This window comes from Pseudomonas sp. UBA6276, from assembly GCF_002438365.1.
Lineage (GTDB): Bacteria > Pseudomonadota > Gammaproteobacteria > Pseudomonadales > Pseudomonadaceae > Aquipseudomonas > Aquipseudomonas coleopterorum.
Genome location: NZ_DJUS01000186.1, coordinates 3,212 through 20,566 on the forward strand (window position 1 = coordinate 3,212; position 17,355 = coordinate 20,566).

17 protein-coding genes are annotated in these 17,355 nt (G+C 64.3%); 13 read left to right on the top strand and 4 right to left on the bottom strand.

The features are described from left to right. Positions 1-185: 185 nt before the first annotated feature. Complete coding sequence (locus tag B2V21_RS20900) at positions 186-1,406, top strand: GGDEF domain-containing protein (protein WP_286917917.1); 1,221 nt, start codon at positions 186-188, stop codon at positions 1,404-1,406. 7 nt (positions 1,407-1,413) lie between these two features. Here the strand turns inward: B2V21_RS20900 and B2V21_RS20905 are convergent, their stop codons facing one another. After that, complete coding sequence (locus B2V21_RS20905) at positions 1,414-1,698, bottom strand: hypothetical protein (RefSeq protein ID WP_049859760.1); 285 nt, start codon at positions 1,696-1,698, stop codon at positions 1,414-1,416. Between the two features lie 593 nt (positions 1,699-2,291). Between B2V21_RS20905 and tusD the strand changes: the two genes are divergently transcribed. From tusD to modC, 11 genes are all read left to right on the top strand, one after another. Further along, positions 2,292-2,684, top strand: coding sequence for a sulfurtransferase complex subunit TusD (gene tusD, locus B2V21_RS20910; RefSeq protein ID WP_282349890.1), 393 nt, complete (start codon positions 2,292-2,294; stop codon positions 2,682-2,684). Position 2,685: 1 nt separating this feature from the next. Next, positions 2,686-3,045 (top strand): sulfurtransferase complex subunit TusC, encoded by a 360-nt coding sequence (gene tusC, locus B2V21_RS20915; protein WP_282349891.1) that lies wholly within the window; start codon positions 2,686-2,688, stop codon positions 3,043-3,045. After that, the gene (gene tusB, locus B2V21_RS20920) at positions 3,045-3,338 is read left to right on the top strand and encodes a sulfurtransferase complex subunit TusB (protein WP_286917918.1); all 294 of its coding nucleotides are present in this window, start codon (positions 3,045-3,047) and stop codon (positions 3,336-3,338) included. Before tusC ends, tusB begins: the two co-directional genes overlap by 1 nt. Continuing rightward, the gene (locus tag B2V21_RS20925) at positions 3,335-3,670 is read left to right on the top strand and encodes a TusE/DsrC/DsvC family sulfur relay protein (protein ID WP_056842580.1); all 336 of its coding nucleotides are present in this window, start codon (positions 3,335-3,337) and stop codon (positions 3,668-3,670) included. The genes tusB and B2V21_RS20925 overlap by 4 nt, the downstream gene beginning before the upstream one ends. Beyond that, positions 3,667-4,683, top strand: a complete 1,017-nt coding sequence (locus B2V21_RS20930; protein ID WP_286917919.1) for a glycosyl transferase family protein — start codon at positions 3,667-3,669, stop codon at positions 4,681-4,683. The genes B2V21_RS20925 and B2V21_RS20930 overlap by 4 nt, the downstream gene beginning before the upstream one ends. A 170-nt stretch (positions 4,684-4,853) precedes the next feature. Then, positions 4,854-5,861, top strand: a complete 1,008-nt coding sequence (locus tag B2V21_RS20935) for a glutathione S-transferase family protein (RefSeq protein ID WP_286917920.1) — start codon at positions 4,854-4,856, stop codon at positions 5,859-5,861. 5 nt (positions 5,862-5,866) lie between these two features. Further along, on the top strand, positions 5,867-6,517 hold the full coding sequence (gene alkB / locus B2V21_RS20940; protein ID WP_286917921.1) for a DNA oxidative demethylase AlkB: 651 nt from the start codon (positions 5,867-5,869) through the stop codon (positions 6,515-6,517). Between the two features lie 73 nt (positions 6,518-6,590). After that, positions 6,591-7,433 carry a bifunctional DNA-binding transcriptional regulator/O6-methylguanine-DNA methyltransferase Ada gene (gene ada / locus B2V21_RS20945; protein ID WP_286917922.1) on the top strand — a complete coding sequence of 281 codons (843 nt, stop codon included), beginning with the start codon at positions 6,591-6,593 and terminating at the stop codon, positions 7,431-7,433. A gap of 103 nt (positions 7,434-7,536) precedes the next feature. Beyond that, entirely contained in the window at positions 7,537-8,286 is a 750-nt protein-coding gene (gene modA / locus B2V21_RS20950; RefSeq protein WP_286917923.1) for a molybdate ABC transporter substrate-binding protein, read from the top strand. Next, on the top strand, positions 8,286-8,969 hold the full coding sequence (gene modB, locus B2V21_RS20955; RefSeq protein WP_286917924.1) for a molybdate ABC transporter permease subunit: 684 nt from the start codon (positions 8,286-8,288) through the stop codon (positions 8,967-8,969). The genes modA and modB overlap by 1 nt, the downstream gene beginning before the upstream one ends. Position 8,970: 1 nt before the next feature. Continuing rightward, a complete protein-coding gene (gene modC / locus B2V21_RS20960) occupies positions 8,971-10,050 on the top strand; it encodes a molybdenum ABC transporter ATP-binding protein (protein ID WP_286917925.1) in 1,080 nt (359 codons plus the stop codon). Between the two features lie 204 nt (positions 10,051-10,254). Here the strand turns inward: modC and B2V21_RS20965 are convergent, their stop codons facing one another. From B2V21_RS20965 to B2V21_RS20975, 3 genes are all read right to left on the bottom strand, one after another. After that, positions 10,255-11,463 (bottom strand): EAL domain-containing response regulator, encoded by a 1,209-nt coding sequence (locus tag B2V21_RS20965; RefSeq protein WP_161804292.1) that lies wholly within the window; start codon positions 11,461-11,463, stop codon positions 10,255-10,257. Between the two features lie 104 nt (positions 11,464-11,567). Beyond that, positions 11,568-15,155 carry a transporter substrate-binding domain-containing protein gene (locus B2V21_RS20970; protein ID WP_286917926.1) on the bottom strand — a complete coding sequence of 1,196 codons (3,588 nt, stop codon included), beginning with the start codon at positions 15,153-15,155 and terminating at the stop codon, positions 11,568-11,570. A gap of 50 nt (positions 15,156-15,205) precedes the next feature. After that, on the bottom strand, positions 15,206-15,832 hold the full coding sequence (locus tag B2V21_RS20975; protein ID WP_049860194.1) for a response regulator transcription factor: 627 nt from the start codon (positions 15,830-15,832) through the stop codon (positions 15,206-15,208). Between the two features lie 437 nt (positions 15,833-16,269). On the opposite strand from B2V21_RS20975, the gene B2V21_RS20980 reads away from it, so the two are divergent. After that, a complete protein-coding gene (locus B2V21_RS20980; RefSeq protein WP_049860193.1) occupies positions 16,270-17,295 on the top strand; it encodes a DNA topoisomerase IB in 1,026 nt (341 codons plus the stop codon). Positions 17,296-17,355: the final 60 nt, after the last annotated feature.

Consider the following 17,355-nt stretch of genomic DNA (forward strand, 5'->3'; position numbering starts at 1 on the left):
CGGCGGTATTCATCGCGATCAGGATCGGCCAGCCGGGGTGAGTGTCACGTCATGGCAGGGCATCGCTGCGGTGACAGCGCTCAAGTTGAATACGCGCGGGCCGCTATCGGGGGAGACTCCCTGCCTGTGTTGTCCGGTTTGCACGCTGCAGCCACGGCGCGCCGGCCCACGACGTGGACCCCTTCTTGCGGACGCACCTGCTACGCCAGCCCAGCCACTATCTGTTCGTGCTGCCTGCCGTGCTGGTGGCCGTGGGCCTGTGGGGCGCCACGCCGGCGGCCGAGGTCGGCAATCCTGTGCACCGCCTGCTGCCGCTGGTGCTGGCCTGCCTGGGCATCGGGCTGGCGTTGATCTACGCCCGCGTGCGGGCGGTCTGTCTGATGCTGGCGGTCGCACTGGCCTTCGCGCTGCTGCACGGGGTGGTCGGTACGTTCCTGCGTGAGGGCGTGATCTCGGACCACACGCCGCTGATTTTTCATGCCGTGTCGTGGTGGTTGCCGCTGCTGTTCCTGGTGCATGGGCTGTGGCCCGAGCGCGGGCGGCAGCGCCAGGACCTGCTGCTGCGCGGCGTGGTCAGCGGCACGGCGCTGGGGGTTTTCCTGCTGTTGGCCGCCCAGGGCCCGGACGGCATGCAGGCACTGCTGTCGGATCGACACCTGGCGTGGATGCCGAGTGGCTGGAACGCGCTGGCGCAGTTGCCGGCGCTGTTGTTCATGGTGGCAACGCTCGCGCTGGCGGTACAGGCCTGGCACCAGCCGCGGCCGCTGCACACCGCCCTGCTGACCGCCCTGCTCTGCCTGTGGTGGATGCTGCCGCGGGTGTTCGTCTCGCCCGCGCTGCTGCCGGCGGTCAGCTGCATGGCGCTGCTATTGATTGTTTCGGCGATGCTGCAGGAGGCCTTCCACATGGCCTTCCGCGATGAACTCACCGGGCTGCCCGGCCGCCGCGCATTCAACGAATGCCTGCAGCGGGTGGGGCCCACCTACACCATCGCGATGGTGGATGTGGATCACTTCAAGCGCTTCAACGACCTGTATGGCCATCCCGCCGGTGACGAATGCATCAAGGCGGTGGGTCAGGCAGTGCTGAGCTGTGTGGGGCGGTCAGGCGACTTGGTGGTGCGCTACGGCGGTGAGGAGATTCTGGTACTGCTGCCCGAGAGCGATGAAACCGGGGCCTGGCAGGTCGCTGAAAAAGTGCTGTTGGCCGTGCGCGCACTGGCCATTGCCCATGCTGGAAGCGATCTGGGCATCGTGACCATCAGTGCAGGCGTGCACGTGTGGCGCAACAATGACCCGGACGCGGGCGCCCAGAATCTGGTCGAAGCCGCGGACCAGGCGCTGTACCGGGCCAAGACCTCGGGCCGCAATCGCGTCTATCCGCTGCAGCCGTTGGTGCAGCGCTGATCGCAAGTCAGAGCATCTGCTGGTTGGCGGCCATCGACTCGATGACCATGCTCTTTTGATCTTCGGACAGCGCGTCCCAGATGTGCACCTTGGCGTAGAAGCCGAGGCTGCCAAGGATATAGAAGCTCAAAACGGCAATGGTCAGCAACGTCAGCCAGGACCAGCGGCCGCTCTCTTCGACTTCTTCGAACGTGGAGTAGCCGTTGTCGATGCGCTGATCACGCATGGACGCAAGGCTGGTGGTGACGCGTTTGTAGCAATAGGACAGCAACAGCAGCAACAGGCGGAGCATGGAAAAAAGGCCTCGGTGGGTGGCGGATGGCGATGAGTGCGCGTCAGAAACGCAAAAAGCCCGTCTTAGACGGGCTTTTTTATAGGTAGCGTGCTGTGAACCGAATACATCCCAACACTTTGGACGAATTTTAGGCAGCTTCGCGGACGCTGTAAACCGTGCCGACATGAAGAGGTATGACGACTTCGACAGCAAACGCCCGCCATCCTGCGGGCCAGAGCGCTGCGCGGCGACACTGCGGCACGCTGTCACACCGCCGACGCGGCTTGCGACGCTGCTACAGCGACCGCGTACCTCTGTCCCGGCCTCACCGCATTCATCCAGGCACACCGCATACACCGCCGACGCGGCTTGCGCCGCTGCTACAGCGACCGCGTACCCCGGCTCCGGCCTCACCGTGCTCTTCCAGGCACACCGCATACACCGCCGACGCGGCTTGCGCCGCTTCTACAGCGACCGCGTACCCCTGTAGCAGCGGCGCGAGCCGCGTCCGGGGGCTGCGTGTACCTGCGGATTCTCCGCGCAGCGCTTCTCGCTAGGCTTTTTGCAAAGGCAGCCTTTATCATGGCCACAGTTCCTCATCAGAGCCGCCCATGAAGTTTGCCATCGCTGTCTATTCGCCCGCTCATTCGCCGGCCTCGCGGCGGGCATTACTGTTCGCCCAGGCGGTCTTGGCTCAAGGTCACCAACTGCTGCGGGTGTTTTTCTATCAGGACGGCGTACATACGGCGTCCAGCAATGTCGTCACCGCGCAAGACGAATCGGACACGGCCGCGCAATGGCGCGCCTTCATCATCGAGCACCAGGTCGATGCGGTGGTCTGCATCGCCGCCGCCTTGCGCCGCGGCATCCTGAATGAAGAAGAAGCCCGCCGCTACCAACGCCCGGCCGCCAACCTGACCGAACCCTGGCAGCTGTCAGGGCTGGGGCAGTTGCACGAAGCCGCCCAGCAAGCAGACCGGCTCGTCAGCTTCGGAGGTCATTGAAATGGCCAAATCCATGTTGATCATCAGCCGCCAGGCGCCATGGGCTGGCCCTGCCGCTCGCGAGGCTCTGGACATCGCCCTGGCCGGAGGCGCCTACGACCTGCCGGTTTCGATGCTGTTTCTCGACGACGGTGTCTATCAACTGGCGGACGCCCAGGCACCCGACGCCGTGCAACAGAAGAACCTGGCCGCCAACCTGCAGGCGTTGCCGTTGTTCGGAGTCGATGAGCTGTTCGTCTGCGCCGCCAGCCTGGCCCGCCGCGGCCTGTCACATGCAGCGCTGGCCGTCGCCGCGCAGACGCAAACGGATGAGCAACTGCGCGAGCTGCTGCCGCGCTTCGACCTGGTGGTGACCTTGTAATGAGTACCCTTCATGTACTGTCGCATTCGCCGTTCAGCGACCAACGCCTGTCCAGCTGCCTGCGTTTGATGGGCCACGACGACGCCATCCTGCTCAGTGGCGATGCGGTCTACGCCCTCGCACCAGGCAGCGAGCCCTGGGCGTCGCTATCCAGTGCCGGGGTCGCGGTGTTCGCCCTGGCTGAAGACGCACGAGCACGAGCGCTGCCAGGCAACCCCGCCGTAGAACTGCTCGATTACCCCGGGTTCGTCGAATTGACCCTGGCCTATGACAAGGTCAACAGCTGGCTATGAATACGCTTACCGTCGCCAATCGGAACATTGCGCTGGATCAGGACGGTTACCTGGAGTCGCTCGACGACTGGAACCCGGAGGTTGCGTCCGCCCTCGCCAGTGCCGAAGGCCTTGAGCTGACCCCCGAGCACTGGCAGATCATCGAACTGTTGCGTAGCTTCTACGCGCAGTACCAGCTTTCGCCCGCTACCCGACCGCTGATCAAGTACGTCGCGCAGCAACTGGGCGCTGAAAAAGGCAACAGCCTGCACCTCAATCGCCTGTTCAACGGCACTCCTGCCAAACTCGCTGCGAAACTGGCGGGCCTGCCCAAACCGACAAATTGCATATGACCGACTACCCTGCACTGACCCTGGAAACCCCCGAAGAGCATCCGTTCGCCCAGTTCGTGCGGGCGCTGGGTAAAGGCAAGCGCGGCGCGCGCAATCTCACCGGCGAAGAAGCCCGCGAAGCCATGGGCATGCTGCTCGACGGCCGGGTGGAGGACGCGCAACTGGGCGCCTTCCTGATGCTGCTGCGGCACAAGGAAGAAAGTGCCGAGGAGCTGGCCGGGTTCACCCTTGCCCTGCGCGAGCGCTTGCAGGCGCCTGCGCTGGCCGTCGATCTGGACTGGCCAACCTACGCCGGCAAGAAGCGCCATCTGCCTTGGTACCTGCTCGCCGCCAAGTGCCTGGGCGGCAGCGGGCGGCGCATTTTCATGCACGGCGGCGGCGCCCACACGGCCGCACGACTGTACAGCGAGCAGTTGCTCGGCACCTTGAACATTCCCTTGTGCCGGGGCTGGGATGCGGTAGGCCAGGCGCTGGACCAACAGGGCCTGGCGTTCGCGCCACTGGTGGACTGGGCCGCGCCCTTGCAGCGCATGATCGACCTGCGCAACAGCCTGGGCCTGCGTTCGCCCATTCATTCGCTGGCGCGGATTCTCAATCCGTTGAGTGCGCGGTGTGGCCTGCAGAGCATCTTCCACCCCGGCTACCAGGCGGTGCACCGCGATGCCAGCGGTTTGCTCGGTGACACCGCGATCGTGGTCAAGGGCGACGGTGGCGAGATCGAGATCAACCCGGACAGCGCCAGCCATCTCTATGGCACCCGCGACCACCTGCCCTGGGACGAGGAATGGCCCGCCCTCGCCGCCCAGCGCCACGTCAAGCCGCCCAGCCTGGAAAGCCATCATCTGGTCGAGTTCTGGCAGGGCGAGCGTCAGGACAGTTATGGCGAGCTGGCATTGATCTCGACCATGGCCCTGGCCCTGCGCGGATTGGGCAGTTCCCGCGAAGAGGCGTTCGAAGAAGCCCGCGCCCTGTGGGCGGCGCGGGATCTGGACGGGTGTGCGAAATCGTCGTAGCCAATCGGCATGATGCCAGATCGACCGCGTGTGCCGCCGACGCGGCTTGCGCCGCTGCTACAAAGGTTGCCAAGCCGCGTCGGCGATGCATGCGTGACGCATGAGGCGGCTTGCGCCGCTGCTACGGGGCACCGTGATACAGTTCGGGGACACGCATTGGGGAGACGAACATGGGGTTGCTGATCGAAGGGCGCTGGCATGACCAGTGGTACGAAAGCAGCAAGGACGGCGCCTTCGAGCGTGAAACCTCGCAGCGCCGCCATTGGGTCACGGCCGACGGCGCCCCGGGGCCTGATGGTGAAGGCGGCTTCAAGGCCGAAGCGGGCCGCTACCACCTATACGTCTCACTGGCGTGCCCGTGGGCCCATCGAACCTTGATCGTGCGCAAGCTCAAGGCCTTGGAGACACTGATCGACGTATCGGTTGTGAGCTGGCACATGGGCGAGCATGGCTGGACCTTCGACAGCGACACCGGCTCGAGCGGTGATCACCTGGGGCCGCTGCAGTATCTGCATGAACGCTACACCCGCGACGATCCGCAGTACACCGGCCGGGTGACGGTGCCGGTACTGTGGGACAAGCAACACAATCGCATCGTCAGCAACGAGTCGGCCGAGATCATTCGCATGTTCAACAGTGCGTTCGATGCCATCACCGGCAACCGCGCAGACCTCTATCCGGCGCCCCTGCAATCGGCCATCGACCGCATCAACGAAGCGGTGTACCCCAACGTCAACAATGGGGTCTACCGTGCCGGCTTTGCCACCTCGCAGCAGGCCTATGCCAGCGCCTTCGATGACGTCTTCGCCGAGCTCGACCGTCTCGAAGCGACCCTCGACACCCAACGCTACCTGACCGGCGAGTACCTGACCGAGGCCGATTGGCGGCTGTTCACCAGCCTGATCCGCTTCGACGCGGTGTACCACGGGCATTTCAAGTGCAACCTGCGGCGCATCGTCGACTACCCGAACCTGTCCAACTGGTTGCGCGAGCTGTACCAATGGCCCGGCATTGCCCAAACGGTCGACTTCGAACACATCAAGGGCCATTACTACACCAGCCATCCGACCATCAATCCGACGGGCATCGTGCCCAAGGGACCGCTGCAAGATTTCACTGCGGCCCATGATCGTCAGCGCCTGCAAGGCCGGGGCATCTGGCAGCGCGACGAAGGTTGAAAGCGATGCAGTCCTCGTTGTTCGACGATCCACAGCAACCGACTCGCCGCGAGGCCCTGGGCGAGCAGACCTTCGTCCTGCGCGGCTTTGCCCTGCCCTGGCTTGAGGAGATCCTCCCGGCCCTGCGCGAGGTACTCAGGGCAGCCCCCTTTCGGCGCATGGAAACGCCCGGCGGGCACACCATGTCGGTAGCCTTGAGCAATTGCGGTCAGTTCGGCTGGAGCACGGATGCAAGAGGCTATCGCTATGTCAGCGACGATCCTCTAACCGGCCGACCATGGCCAGCGCTGCCGGACGTGTTGCACACCCTGGCGCGGGAGGCGGCGGCAGCGGCCGGTTTCGATGATTTCAGCCCCGATGCCTGCCTGCTCAACCGCTATGTGCCCGGCGCCAAGATGTCGCTGCATCAGGACCGCGACGAACGCGACTACGGTGCGCCGATCGTTTCGGTTTCCTTAGGGCTTGCGGCGATGTTCCAGCTCGGCGGCCTGCAGCGCAGCAATCGCCCGCTGCGGGTGCCCCTGCTGCACGGCGACGTGATGGTCTGGGGCGGGGTCGATCGCCTGCGCTTCCATGGCGTGTTGCCGCTCAAGGAGGGCGTGCATCCGGTGATGGGGCCGCAGCGCATCAATTTCACCCTGCGCAAGGCGGGTTGAGCGCAAGCAACGGAGTGTCAGCCCCGGTACCAGGCGCTACCATGCCTGCCTCGACGATCGATGGAATCGCGCCATGCCCAGCCCTTCTGCCCCTCACAACCAATTGATCGCCGCCGCCTGCCGCCAGATCGAGGCCAGTGACGGCGTGCCCGAACTGGGCGAGCTTGCGGCGCAGGCGGGCTTGAGTCCATGGCACTTTCACCGGGTGTTCAAGGCCGCGACCGGCCTCACGCCGCGCAGCTATGCCAACGCCCGGCGAGCAGAGAAAGTCCGCGAACAGCTCCTTCAAGGCAAATCCGTCACCGAAACCCTGTACGCCAGCGGCTTCAATTCATCCGGGCGTTTCTACGAAGCGGCCAATGGCATGCTCGGCATGAGCCCCACGGCCTTTCGCGCAGGCGGCAGCAAGGCTTCGATCCACTTCGCGCTTGCTCAATGCAGCCTCGGCGCGGTGCTGGTGGCCTGCAGCGAACGCGGCGTGTGCGCGATCCTGCTGGGAGACGAGCCGCAAGCCTTGCTCGACGATCTGCAGCGACGCTTTCCCAAAGCCACACTGGTCGGCGCCGACGCGGACTTCGAGGCGATCGTGGCCAAGGTGCTGGGCTTCATCGAGGCGCCGAGCACGGGGCTGGACTTGCCCCTGGACATCCGCGGCACCGCGTTCCAGCAACGGGTATGGCAGGCGCTGGCCAGGATCGAGCCGGGGACCACGGCCAGTTACGCCGAAATCGCGGCGAGCATCGGCGCGCCCAATGCGGTGCGCGCCGTGGCCGGGGCCTGTGCGGCCAACGCCCTGGCCGTAGCGGTGCCTTGCCATCGTGTGGTACGTACCGATGGCGGACTTTCGGGTTACCGTTGGGGGGTCGAGCGCAAGCGCGAACTGCTCGCTCGCGAGCGGCAGCCGGACAACGTCTGAGGCTGACGACCCAGCATCGTGTTCAGGACCCTGCGGATCGGGCTGGCCTTGCGCTATATATTTTGCTATACGACGGTATCTTTTCCAGTAGAGTCATGCCCCCATGAAGTTCACCACCACCCTGCTCGCCCTCGGCACCGCTCTGGCGTTCAACGTCGCCCACGCCGACGAAGTTCAAGTGGCCGTCGCCGCCAACTTCACTGCGCCGATCCAGGCCATCGCCAAGGCTTTCGAAACCGACACCGGGCACAAGCTGGTGGCGGCCTATGGGTCGACCGGTCAGTTCTATACGCAGATCAAGAATGGCGCGCCGTTCGAAGTGTTCCTCGCCGCCGACGACACCACGCCAGCGAAGCTGGAAAGCGAGCAGGAGACCGTGCCCGGTTCGCGTTTCACCTACGCCACCGGCACCCTGGCGCTGTGGTCGGCCAAGCCCGGCTACGTCGACGCCGACGACGCGGTGCTCAAGAAAAACGAGTACCAACATCTGTCGATAGCCAATCCCAAGGCGGCGCCCTATGGCCTGGCGGCAACCCAGGTGCTGGACAAGTTGGGCCTGACCCAAGCCACTCAGGCCAAGCTGGTCGAAGGGCAGAACATCACCCAGGCGTTCCAGTTCGTGTCCACCGGCAATGCCGAACTGGGTTTCGTGGCACTGTCGCAGATCTACAAGGATGGCAAGGTGTCCAGTGGGTCGGCCTGGATCGTACCGGCGCAGTTGCATGATCCCATCAAGCAGGACGCGGTGATCCTCAACAAAGGCCGCGACAGTGAAGCCGCCAAGGCGCTGATGCAGTACCTCAAAGGCCCGGCTGCCGCCGCGATCATCAAATCGTACGGCTACCAGATCTGATGCCGCTGGATGCCAGCGACCTGGGCGCTATCTGGCTGACGATCAAGCTGGCGGCCTTGACCACCGTGATCCTCCTGTTGGTCGGCACGCCGATCGCCTGGTGGCTGGCCCGCACGTCTTCGCGCTGGCGCGGTCCGGTCGGTGCGGTGGTCGCCCTGCCCCTGGTGTTGCCGCCGACGGTCATCGGTTTCTATCTGCTGTTGGCGCTCGGCCCCCATGGCTTCATTGGTCAGGCCACGCAGGCGCTCGGTCTGGGCACGGTGGTGTTCAGCTTCACCGGGCTGGTGATCGGTTCGGTGATCTACTCCATGCCGTTCGTGGTTCAGCCATTGCAGAACGCATTCAGTGCCATCGGCGAGCGGCCGCTGGAGGTCGCGGCGACGCTGCGCGCCAGTCCCTGGGACTGTTTTTTCAGCGTGGTGCTGCCGCAGGCCAAGCCTGGTTTCGTTACCGCCAGCATCCTGGGCTTCGCCCACACAGTGGGTGAATTCGGCGTGGTGCTGATGATTGGCGGCAACATCCCGGACAAGACCCGCGTGGTCTCGGTGCAGATCTTCGATCATGTCGAAGCCATGGAATACGCCCGGGCCCACTGGCTGGCCGGCGCCATGCTGGTGTTTTCCTTCGTGGTGCTGCTGCTGTTGCACCGCAGTCGCCAGCCGCACTCGGCCTGGAGTCGATGAAATGATCCATGCCCGTATCGACATGACCTATGGCGCGTTCTCGCTGAACGTCGACCTGCAACTGCCGGGACGCGGGGTCAGCGCGCTGTTCGGTGATTCAGGCTCAGGCAAGACCACCTGCCTGCGCTGCCTGGCCGGCTTGTCGCAGGCTGCGAACGCTTACATAGAGCTCAACGGCGAGGTCTGGCAGGACAGCGCCCGGGGCATTTTCGTGGCGCCGCACAAGCGGGCGCTGGGCTATGTCTTTCAGGAGGCCAGCTTGTTCGAGCATCTCTCGGTGCGCGGCAATCTGGAATACGGTTGGCGCCGAATCCAGCCTGAGCAGCGCAAGGTCGCGCTCGATCAGGCGTGCAGTCTGCTGGGCATCGAACACCTGCTGGAACGTCAGCCGGCGAATCTGTCCGGTGGCGAGCGGCAACGTGTGGGGATCGCTCGGGCGCTGTTGACCAGCCCCAGGTTGTTGCTGATGGACGAGCCCTTGGCCGCGCTGGACAGCCGACGCAAGGGTGAAATTCTGCCCTACCTGGAACGGCTGCACGACGAGCTGGAGATTCCGGTGGTGTACGTCAGCCACGCGCAGGACGAAGTCGCGCGTCTGGCCGACCACCTGGTGGTGCTGGAACAGGGCCGGGTGCTGGCCAGCGGGCCACTGGGCCCGACCCTGGCGCGCCTCGACTTGCCCATGGCGCAGGAAGCCGATGCCGGGGTGGTGGTCCAGGCCAGGGTGCAGGGCTACGATCCCACTTACCAACTGCTCTCACTGCAATTGCCCGGCGCTGTCGAACCCCTGCGTGTCGCTCACGAACTCAGGACCGCTGGCGAGACTGTGCGGATCAAGATCCAGGCCCGGGACGTCAGCCTCAGCCTGAGCCAGGACGACGCCAGCAGCATTCTCAATCGCTTTGCCGTCACCGTCGAGCAGGTGTCGGCGGCACATAATCCAGCGCATGTGCAACTCAGCCTGCGCGCGGGTGAGACCTTGATACTGGCGCGGATCACCCGCTTTTCGGCGGACCAGTTGGGCGTTGTGGCAGGTTTGCAGGCCTGGGCGCAGATAAAGGCCGTTGCCGTGTTGGCCTGAGGATCGCATCAAACCGCGTGATTGCCGCACGCGGCGGATCTGACACTCCGCAGCACCGCTGCTACAGAGACCGCGATCCCCTGTAGCAGCGGCGCAAGCCGCGTCGGCGGTGGATGCGGTACGCCTGAAAGAACGCCACTAACCCGGACGCGGCTCGCGCCGCTGCTACAGGGCCGGCGAGGCGCGTGATGCGTTCGGGCGGGGCTACTCGCGGCGTATGGGTTGCAGCGTCCTGGGTTGCTGGAGGCGCTGCTGCAGTGTGGCGGCGGTCAGAGGTGCGGCGAAATAGTCGCCCTGGCCGCGCAGGCAGCCAAGGTCGTATAGCAGCAGATGGTGCACCGCGCTCTGCACGCCGGTCACCGTCAGTTCGATGCCCAAGGTACGCGCGGCGACCGACATGTGCTGGACCACAGCCAAATGGCGCGACTGATGCGGCGCTTCGAGCAGAAACGGTGCAGCCAGACGCAACTGATTGATCGGCCACTGACACAGGCGCTGCAGCGACGCCCCACCGAAGCCGAAGCCCTGCATGCCCAGGTCGCAACCCATGAGCCGAACTCGCAGCAGAGTTTCCAGGTATTCGGCCTTGGGCCGCGCCAGCCCGACATGGCTGAGCTCCAGTGCCACGCGATGCTTGCCCGTCAAATGTCCGCGCAGTATGCCGAGCAACTCGTTCATCAGCGGTGGATGACCCAACTGCTCGAGTCGCATGCCCAGACTCAACCCCACCTGCAGACCGGCATCGGCAAGCTGATGCTGAACCTCTACCGCCTGCTCGGCCATGTACAACAGCAGCGCATTGCCCAGCCCTGCCCGCTCCACCGCCGGGCAGAACTGCGGCATGGCCAGCGGGCCGTGCCGCGGGTGCCGCCAGCTCAACTGCGCATCGACACTGCGAATACGCCCGTCGGCAACCGTGCAACGCGGCAGAAAGCAGATGTCGAACTGGCCGCTGGCGATCCCCGCCTGCACCTCGGCACGGCTGATGCGCACCGTCGACGGTGTTGCCAGGACCGCCTCGCGTGGCGTGTTCAACGCCGCGAAGAAACGTTGCAACCGATCAAAGTCCAACGGGCTGCCGGCATCCACCAAGTACTCAACACCCAGCATCGACACCCACTGGTACAGCCCGGTGCGCACCTCCGGATCGAGTCCGCCACCTATCAGCACCGCGCGCACGCGCTTGCGGGTGACCGCCTCCTGGATAATGCGCAAGGCACCTACCCCCAGTACATCGACGTTGCACACCAGCACGTCGATGGGCTGGTGCTCGCGCAGCAACTGCACCGCCTGCTCGCTGGTCTGCGCCTGATACACGCAACTGCAACCCAGCTGATTGAGCATCCGCACGGCGATCGCACGCTGAAACCCATGACTTTCGACCAGTAACACCGTTGGCTTGATATCTGACACGATCACTTCCCCTGTTACCTCATGCCCCTGTTTCTTCATGCCTATGTTCAACTCCGTGCCAGCCGCGGGATGCAGGCAAATTCCCAATACGCACTGGAAAATTCCTACGCCTTGCCGGATCTTTCGTGCCGTTTCAGATAGTCGTCCAGGCTGACCATGGCAGCCGCCAGATCCTCGACCCCGCGACGCATCCGTTCGGCCGAAGGGTGAGCCGTGCAGGCCTGTTCCAGTGCTTCGCAGGCCGCCAGCAGCCGTCGAGCGCGGACGATGCGGGCGCCGCCCTTGATTCGGTGCACCAGTTCCGCCACCTCGCCGATGGCGTAGGGTTGCGCCAACGAATGCAGGCGCTTGAGGTCCTGCAAGTTGCTCTCGGCCAGATCATCGAGCAGGCGCCGCAGGGAACTTGCATCGCCGCCGGTCAGTTGATCGAGGCTGCCGAGGTCCACCTCATCATCTTCTGTCTCGACCCTGCGGCGTGCGCGATGTGGATCCAGATGCAGTGCCAGACTTTCCAGACTCAATGGCTTGAACAGGCAGTCGTCCATGCCTTGCTGGAGACAGCGCAGGCGCTCGCGTATCTGCGCGTTCGCCGTGCAGCCGAGGAACAGACACGGCTCAAGTTTCTTCCGGCGCTCGTGCTCGCGCACGGCCTTGACCAGCTGATAGCCATTGATACCCGGCATGTTGCAATCGCTGATCACCACGTCGTAGGCACCCCGCAACCAAGCGCGCAGGCCGGCGGCGCCGTGTTCGGCGACCGTTACGCGATGACCGAGAAAAGTCAGCTGACGCTCCAGCAGCAATCGGTTGGCCGGGTAATCATCGACCACCAGCACCTGCAGCGCCGGCAAGTTGCTGCGCGACGTCTCGCGGGCGATCTGCTGCGGGGCGATGGCGCGGGGTACCGCGTCGAACTGTACCTGGACCCGAGTGCCACAGCCGAGCACGCTGTGCAGTTCCAATCGGCCTTTCATCAGCGCCGCCAGGCTACGGCAGATGCTCAGGCCCAGCCCGGCGCCGACACGGCTGCCACGGCCGCCGGCAGCCTGCCGATAAGGAGCGCCCAAGCGAGCCAGATCGGCCTGAGCGATGCCTTGACCGCTGTCTTCCACGCTCAATTCGACCCGCGCGCCGTGGGTCTGCGGCCAGACGCCGAGGCTCACCGTGACCTGTCCCTCGCGGGTGAACTTGATCGCATTGCTGAGCAGGTTGGCGATGATCTGCTTGAAGCGCACCGGATCGACGCTGAGCCAGGTATCGGGTGCGCCCAGCATGTCGAGCTTGAGCCGCAAGTGTTTCTCACGGGCCTGGGCCTGGAACAGGCCGACGGTGTCTCCTGCCAGTTGTCCCAACTGGCAGGGCGCGGCCAGCAGTTCCAGCCGCCCGGCTTCGATGCGGGTGACGTCGAGAATGTCGCCGATCAGCGCGAGCAGACCGTTGGCCGATTGCGAGGCGACTTCCAGGGCCGGCTTGTCGAGCATGCCCTGCTCGGCTTTCTTCAGGGCCAGTTCGAGCATGCCCAGCACGGCGTTCATCGGCGTCCGGATCTCGTGGCTCATGGTTGCCAGAAAAGTGGTCTTGGCCTGGTTGGCTGCTTCGGCCTGGGCCTGGGCTTCGCGATAGGCTTCGCACAGGCGCTGACGTTCGGTGATATCGACCCACCCGGCGATCAGGCCCTGTATGCGGCCGTCGACACCGCGGTAAGGCAACATCCAGTGGTGGATGATCAGCACCTCACCTGATTGCAGCGTCAGCGTGCGGTCCTCGACCACCGGTTCGCCGCGTTCCATGACCTGCATGTATATGTCCTGCGCAACCTGTGCATGGGCCTCCTGAAGCAACCCATAGCCGGCCAGCGGCTTGTTCAGTATGGCCTCGCGGGTGACGCCCAGAGCCTGCAGGTAGCCGGTGTTGCAGTTGATCAGACGCGCCTGGCGATCGCGGATGTAGATCGGATGGGGCGTGCCGTCGATCATCACCCGCATGACCTCCAGTTGCGTGGTCAACGCACGCTCGGCATCCACGCGCTGGCGGATCAGGCGCTTGAGGTAGCTGACCCAGCCCAACGCCAGCAACAGCAGGAGCAAAGCTGCGGCAAATCCCTGCATGATCGCCCAGCGGTAGCGCTGCCAAAGGCCGTCGGTGACGATCATTTCAGTGCGCCAGTGGCGTGTCAGCTCGCTCATGTGCGGCGGAGGAATGTCCTGCAGGGCACTGTCGAGGATCGATTGCAGCACCTGAGCCTGCGGTGATACGGCGAAGGCGAAATGGACCGGGGCCAGCGGCACCGCCACGCTGATGCGCAGCCGCTCGCGGTATTGTCGCGCGATCATGTAGCGCGCGGCGATCAAGGGCAGCACTGCGGCGTCGGCCTGGCCGCGGTCGAGCATGGCCAGTGCCTCGGCCGTACTGACCGCGTCCAGTCGGGTGATCGAGGGGTAGTGTTCCTGAAGCCATTCATGCACACGACTGCCCTCCACCAGCACTATTCGCTTGCCGCTGGCCTGCTCCAGGGAGGTCGGACCTCGCTGGCCTTCACGGGTGACCAGCACCGGTGAGCTGCTCAGGAACCCTCGGCTGAACGCCAGGCGGGTCTGCCGCTCGGGGCTTGGGATCATCGCGGCGATCAGGTCGGCCTCACCGCGCTCGATCATTTCGCTCATGCGCGTCAGGGAAGTGCCCTCGATCACTTCGATGGCCAGCCCGGTGCGCCGGGCAATCTGTTGCAGCACGTCGGCAGCCACGCCGGCGAAGCGGCCTTGATCGTCGCGGTAGCTGACGGGCACGAAACGCGGGTCCATCAGCACACGCAGTTCTCGACGTCCGGCCAGCCACTGGCGCTGCACTGCACTCAAGGGCAATGCCGCAGGCTCCGCCACGTCCGGACGCTCGACGCTCCAGCGTCGCAGAATGCTGGCCCGTGCCTCATCCGGTATCACCGCCAAGGCCTTGTCCAATACCCGCAGCAGGCGCGCATCGTGCGGGCCGACGGCAAAGCCGAAGGCGTGCCCCTCGATGCCAACCGCCGATTGCAGGCGCAAGGCGGGCAACTGGCTGCCATCGGCCTGATGGAACACCGCGAGGGCCCCGCCGACGAACAGGTCTGCCTGCTGGTACGCCACTGCCGCCATGGCGTTCAGGGGGGTTGGGTGAAATTGCAGTTGGGCCGTCGGGAAACGTTCGCGCACCTCACTGGGCGAAACATGGTCTCGTACCAGGGCGACGCGCACCGGCAAGGCAGGATCGGCGTTCAGCGCGGACTCCCGGCGCGTGGCCAGCACCGGCCGGTCCTCGATGTAGGGGCTCGAGAGCAGCAGGCCGTGACGCAGTGCTTCACGACGACTGGCGGTGCCCAGCACCTGGACCTCGCCCGCCTTGAGCGCGGCCATCGCCAGTTCACGGGAAGGATAGGCCTGCACTTCCACCTGCAACTCGAGCAGCCGTGCCAGCAAGGCCAGATAGTCGGCGCTCACCCCTTCATAGCTGGCGCCGTTGGCGGACAGGTCGAACGGCGCGTAATCGGGACGGCTGACGCCCACCCGCAAAGTACGTCGCGCCCGCAGCCACTGCCGATCGCGGTCGGCCAACTGGACCTGCAGGCGGTCGAACCAGGCAATTTCGGGCTGTGACCGGCCGTGCAACGGCAGCATCTCGGCATGGACCAGTGCCGTACCGGCCAGCCACACAAGCATGCAGCGAACGCCACGACCGGTCCTCGCCATCAGGCTCATCAACTCACCCGTCAAACCAGAAAGTTACGTTTGGCGAGCTCGGCCAGCTCGACCAGTGAGCCCATCTGCAGCTTGTCCATCAGGCGAAACTTGTACGTGCTCACGGTCTTGTTGCTGAGCAGCATCAGCTCGCCGATGGCCTTGTTGCTCAGGCCACGGGCCAGGTGCTGGAGGATGGTCAGCTCGCGGTTGGTCAGGCGCGCGATGCTGTCTGCCTCACTGACCAGCGCATCGCTGTTGCGCACCGAGCTGAAGGCAACCACCGGGAAGTAGGTGAATCCGGTACCGATGGCCGTTACCGCCTTGCGCAGTTCGTTGAGGTCATCGCACTTGGATACGTAGCCCATGGCGCCCAGCTTCATGCAGCGCAGGGAAAAATGCTCGGCAGGTTGGGAGGTGAGAATGACGATTCGGCTGCTGGCTCCCAGCTCCTTGATCCGGGCGATGACGTCCATGCCGTCCAGTCCGGGCAGGGAGATGTCGAGGACAATCAGATCGGGATGGTGTGTCTTGGCCATCAAGACTCCATCGACACCGTCCTTTGCCTCTGCAACCACGCTGAACCTTTCCTGCTTGAGCAACAGTTTGACGCTTGACCGGATGAACGGGTGATCGTCGATTATCAGTGCTGTACGCATGTCTTTCTCCTGATTGCGAGGGCGCCGGACGGCGCTTGCGTGCCCGGCGCGTGCTTCCTTTGCAGCGTTCTGCAGCGCCTCTTCTGGTTCTGGATCAGGGGACAGTGGTCAAGCGCAGGACGAGGCCACCTGCTGTAGGAGTGTTCCGTAAATCGCGCACGACGTCGGTCGGCTTATTCCGATTTGGCTATGGGAAGGTTCCGAAACCCTTGAGTGAAATTTTCCCTAGCGTCGTAGGATGGCCACGCTCCCAGTGCCACCCTTGTGCAGCGGCGCCAGTATTACCGGGACGTGCTGACACGAAAGCCGGACAATTCCCAAGCTTTCGGGGAAATCTCCTACGCTTTCTTCCAGCGAACATTCTTCGCACATCGCCGACGGGACTTCCGCGCGTGGCCGCGGTCCATTGCAGACACAGGCCATGGTTTTGCGCACAAATGTCCGACCTTCTCGAAATCGAACTTCCTGCCGATCTGCATTACGTTGACGACACCCTGCCGGGCCTGCGCCGCAAGACGGTGCGTGGCCATTTCGCCTATTTCACGCCTGATGGCGAACGCATTCGCGACGAGGCCGAAATCAAGCGCATCAACGCGCTGGTCATCCCGCCGGCCTACACCGATGTGTGGATATGTGCCGACCCCCAAGGTCACCTGCAGGCGACCGGACGCGATGCTCGCGGGCGCAAGCAATACCGTTACCATCCGCGCTGGCGCGAAGTGCGCGATGAAGACAAGTATTCGCGCATGATCGAGTTCGGCAAGATGCTGCCCAAGGTGCGCCGGCAACTGGAGGCACACCTGGCCGCACCGGGGCTGGATCGTAACAAGGTCATGGCGGCGGTGGTGTCGTTGCTCGACAACACGCTGATTCGCGTCGGCAACACCCAGTACGCCCGAGACAACAAGTCCTACGGACTGACGACGATGCGCAACAAGCATGTCGAGGTCAAAGGCCATACCATTGCCTTTCAATTCAGGGGCAAAAGTGGCGTCGAACATTCGGTAACGGTAAAGGACCGGCGCCTGGCCAGCATCGTCAAGCGCTGCATGGAGCTGCCGGGGCAGAATCTGTTCCAGTACCTTGACGAGGATGGCCAACGGCACAGCGTCAGCTCCCACGACGTGAACGCTTACCTGCACCAGCTCACTGGCGCTCATTTCACCGCCAAGGACTACCGCACGTGGGCAGGCAGTGCCTTGGCCCTGGCCATGTTGCGTGAGCTGCACTGGCAGCCCGAACCCGATGCGAAGAAGCACATCGTCGACATGGTCAAGGCGGTGGCCAAGCAACTGGGTAATACCCCGACGGTGTGTCGCAAATGCTACATCCACCCCAAGGTGCTGGAGCATTTCGTCATGGGCGAGCTGGCGAAGTTGCCCAAACCTCGCCAACGCAAGGGGCTGCGTCTGGAAGAGGTCGCCCTGGCGACGTTTCTCGAACGACTGGTAGCGGCTGCGTAAAGTCGCTTATAGAAGGCTTCCGGAATTGTGGGTGCAGACTGCGGTCGGTTATTGCACTGC

What these genes read in the sequence shown, in the direction of transcription:
- B2V21_RS20905 (WP_049859760.1), bottom strand. Translation starts at nt 1,698, where the DNA reads ATGCTCCGCCTGTTGCTGCTGTTGCTGTCCTATTGCTACAAACGCGTC.
- tusD (WP_282349890.1), top strand. Translation starts at nt 2,292, where the DNA reads ATGAAGTTTGCCATCGCTGTCTATTCGCCCGCTCATTCGCCGGCCTCG.
- tusC (WP_282349891.1), top strand. Translation starts at nt 2,686, where the DNA reads ATGGCCAAATCCATGTTGATCATCAGCCGCCAGGCGCCATGGGCTGGC.
- tusB (WP_286917918.1), top strand. Translation starts at nt 3,045, where the DNA reads ATGAGTACCCTTCATGTACTGTCGCATTCGCCGTTCAGCGACCAACGC.
- B2V21_RS20925 (WP_056842580.1), top strand. Translation starts at nt 3,335, where the DNA reads ATGAATACGCTTACCGTCGCCAATCGGAACATTGCGCTGGATCAGGAC.
- B2V21_RS20930 (WP_286917919.1), top strand. Translation starts at nt 3,667, where the DNA reads ATGACCGACTACCCTGCACTGACCCTGGAAACCCCCGAAGAGCATCCG.
- B2V21_RS20935 (WP_286917920.1), top strand. Translation starts at nt 4,854, where the DNA reads ATGGGGTTGCTGATCGAAGGGCGCTGGCATGACCAGTGGTACGAAAGC.
- alkB (WP_286917921.1), top strand. Translation starts at nt 5,867, where the DNA reads ATGCAGTCCTCGTTGTTCGACGATCCACAGCAACCGACTCGCCGCGAG.
- ada (WP_286917922.1), top strand. Translation starts at nt 6,591, where the DNA reads ATGCCCAGCCCTTCTGCCCCTCACAACCAATTGATCGCCGCCGCCTGC.
- modA (WP_286917923.1), top strand. Translation starts at nt 7,537, where the DNA reads ATGAAGTTCACCACCACCCTGCTCGCCCTCGGCACCGCTCTGGCGTTC.
- modB (WP_286917924.1), top strand. Translation starts at nt 8,286, where the DNA reads ATGCCGCTGGATGCCAGCGACCTGGGCGCTATCTGGCTGACGATCAAG.
- modC (WP_286917925.1), top strand. Translation starts at nt 8,971, where the DNA reads ATGATCCATGCCCGTATCGACATGACCTATGGCGCGTTCTCGCTGAAC.
- B2V21_RS20970 (WP_286917926.1), bottom strand. Translation starts at nt 15,155, where the DNA reads ATGCTTGTGTGGCTGGCCGGTACGGCACTGGTCCATGCCGAGATGCTG.
- B2V21_RS20975 (WP_049860194.1), bottom strand. Translation starts at nt 15,832, where the DNA reads ATGCGTACAGCACTGATAATCGACGATCACCCGTTCATCCGGTCAAGC.
- B2V21_RS20980 (WP_049860193.1), top strand. Translation starts at nt 16,270, where the DNA reads ATGTCCGACCTTCTCGAAATCGAACTTCCTGCCGATCTGCATTACGTT.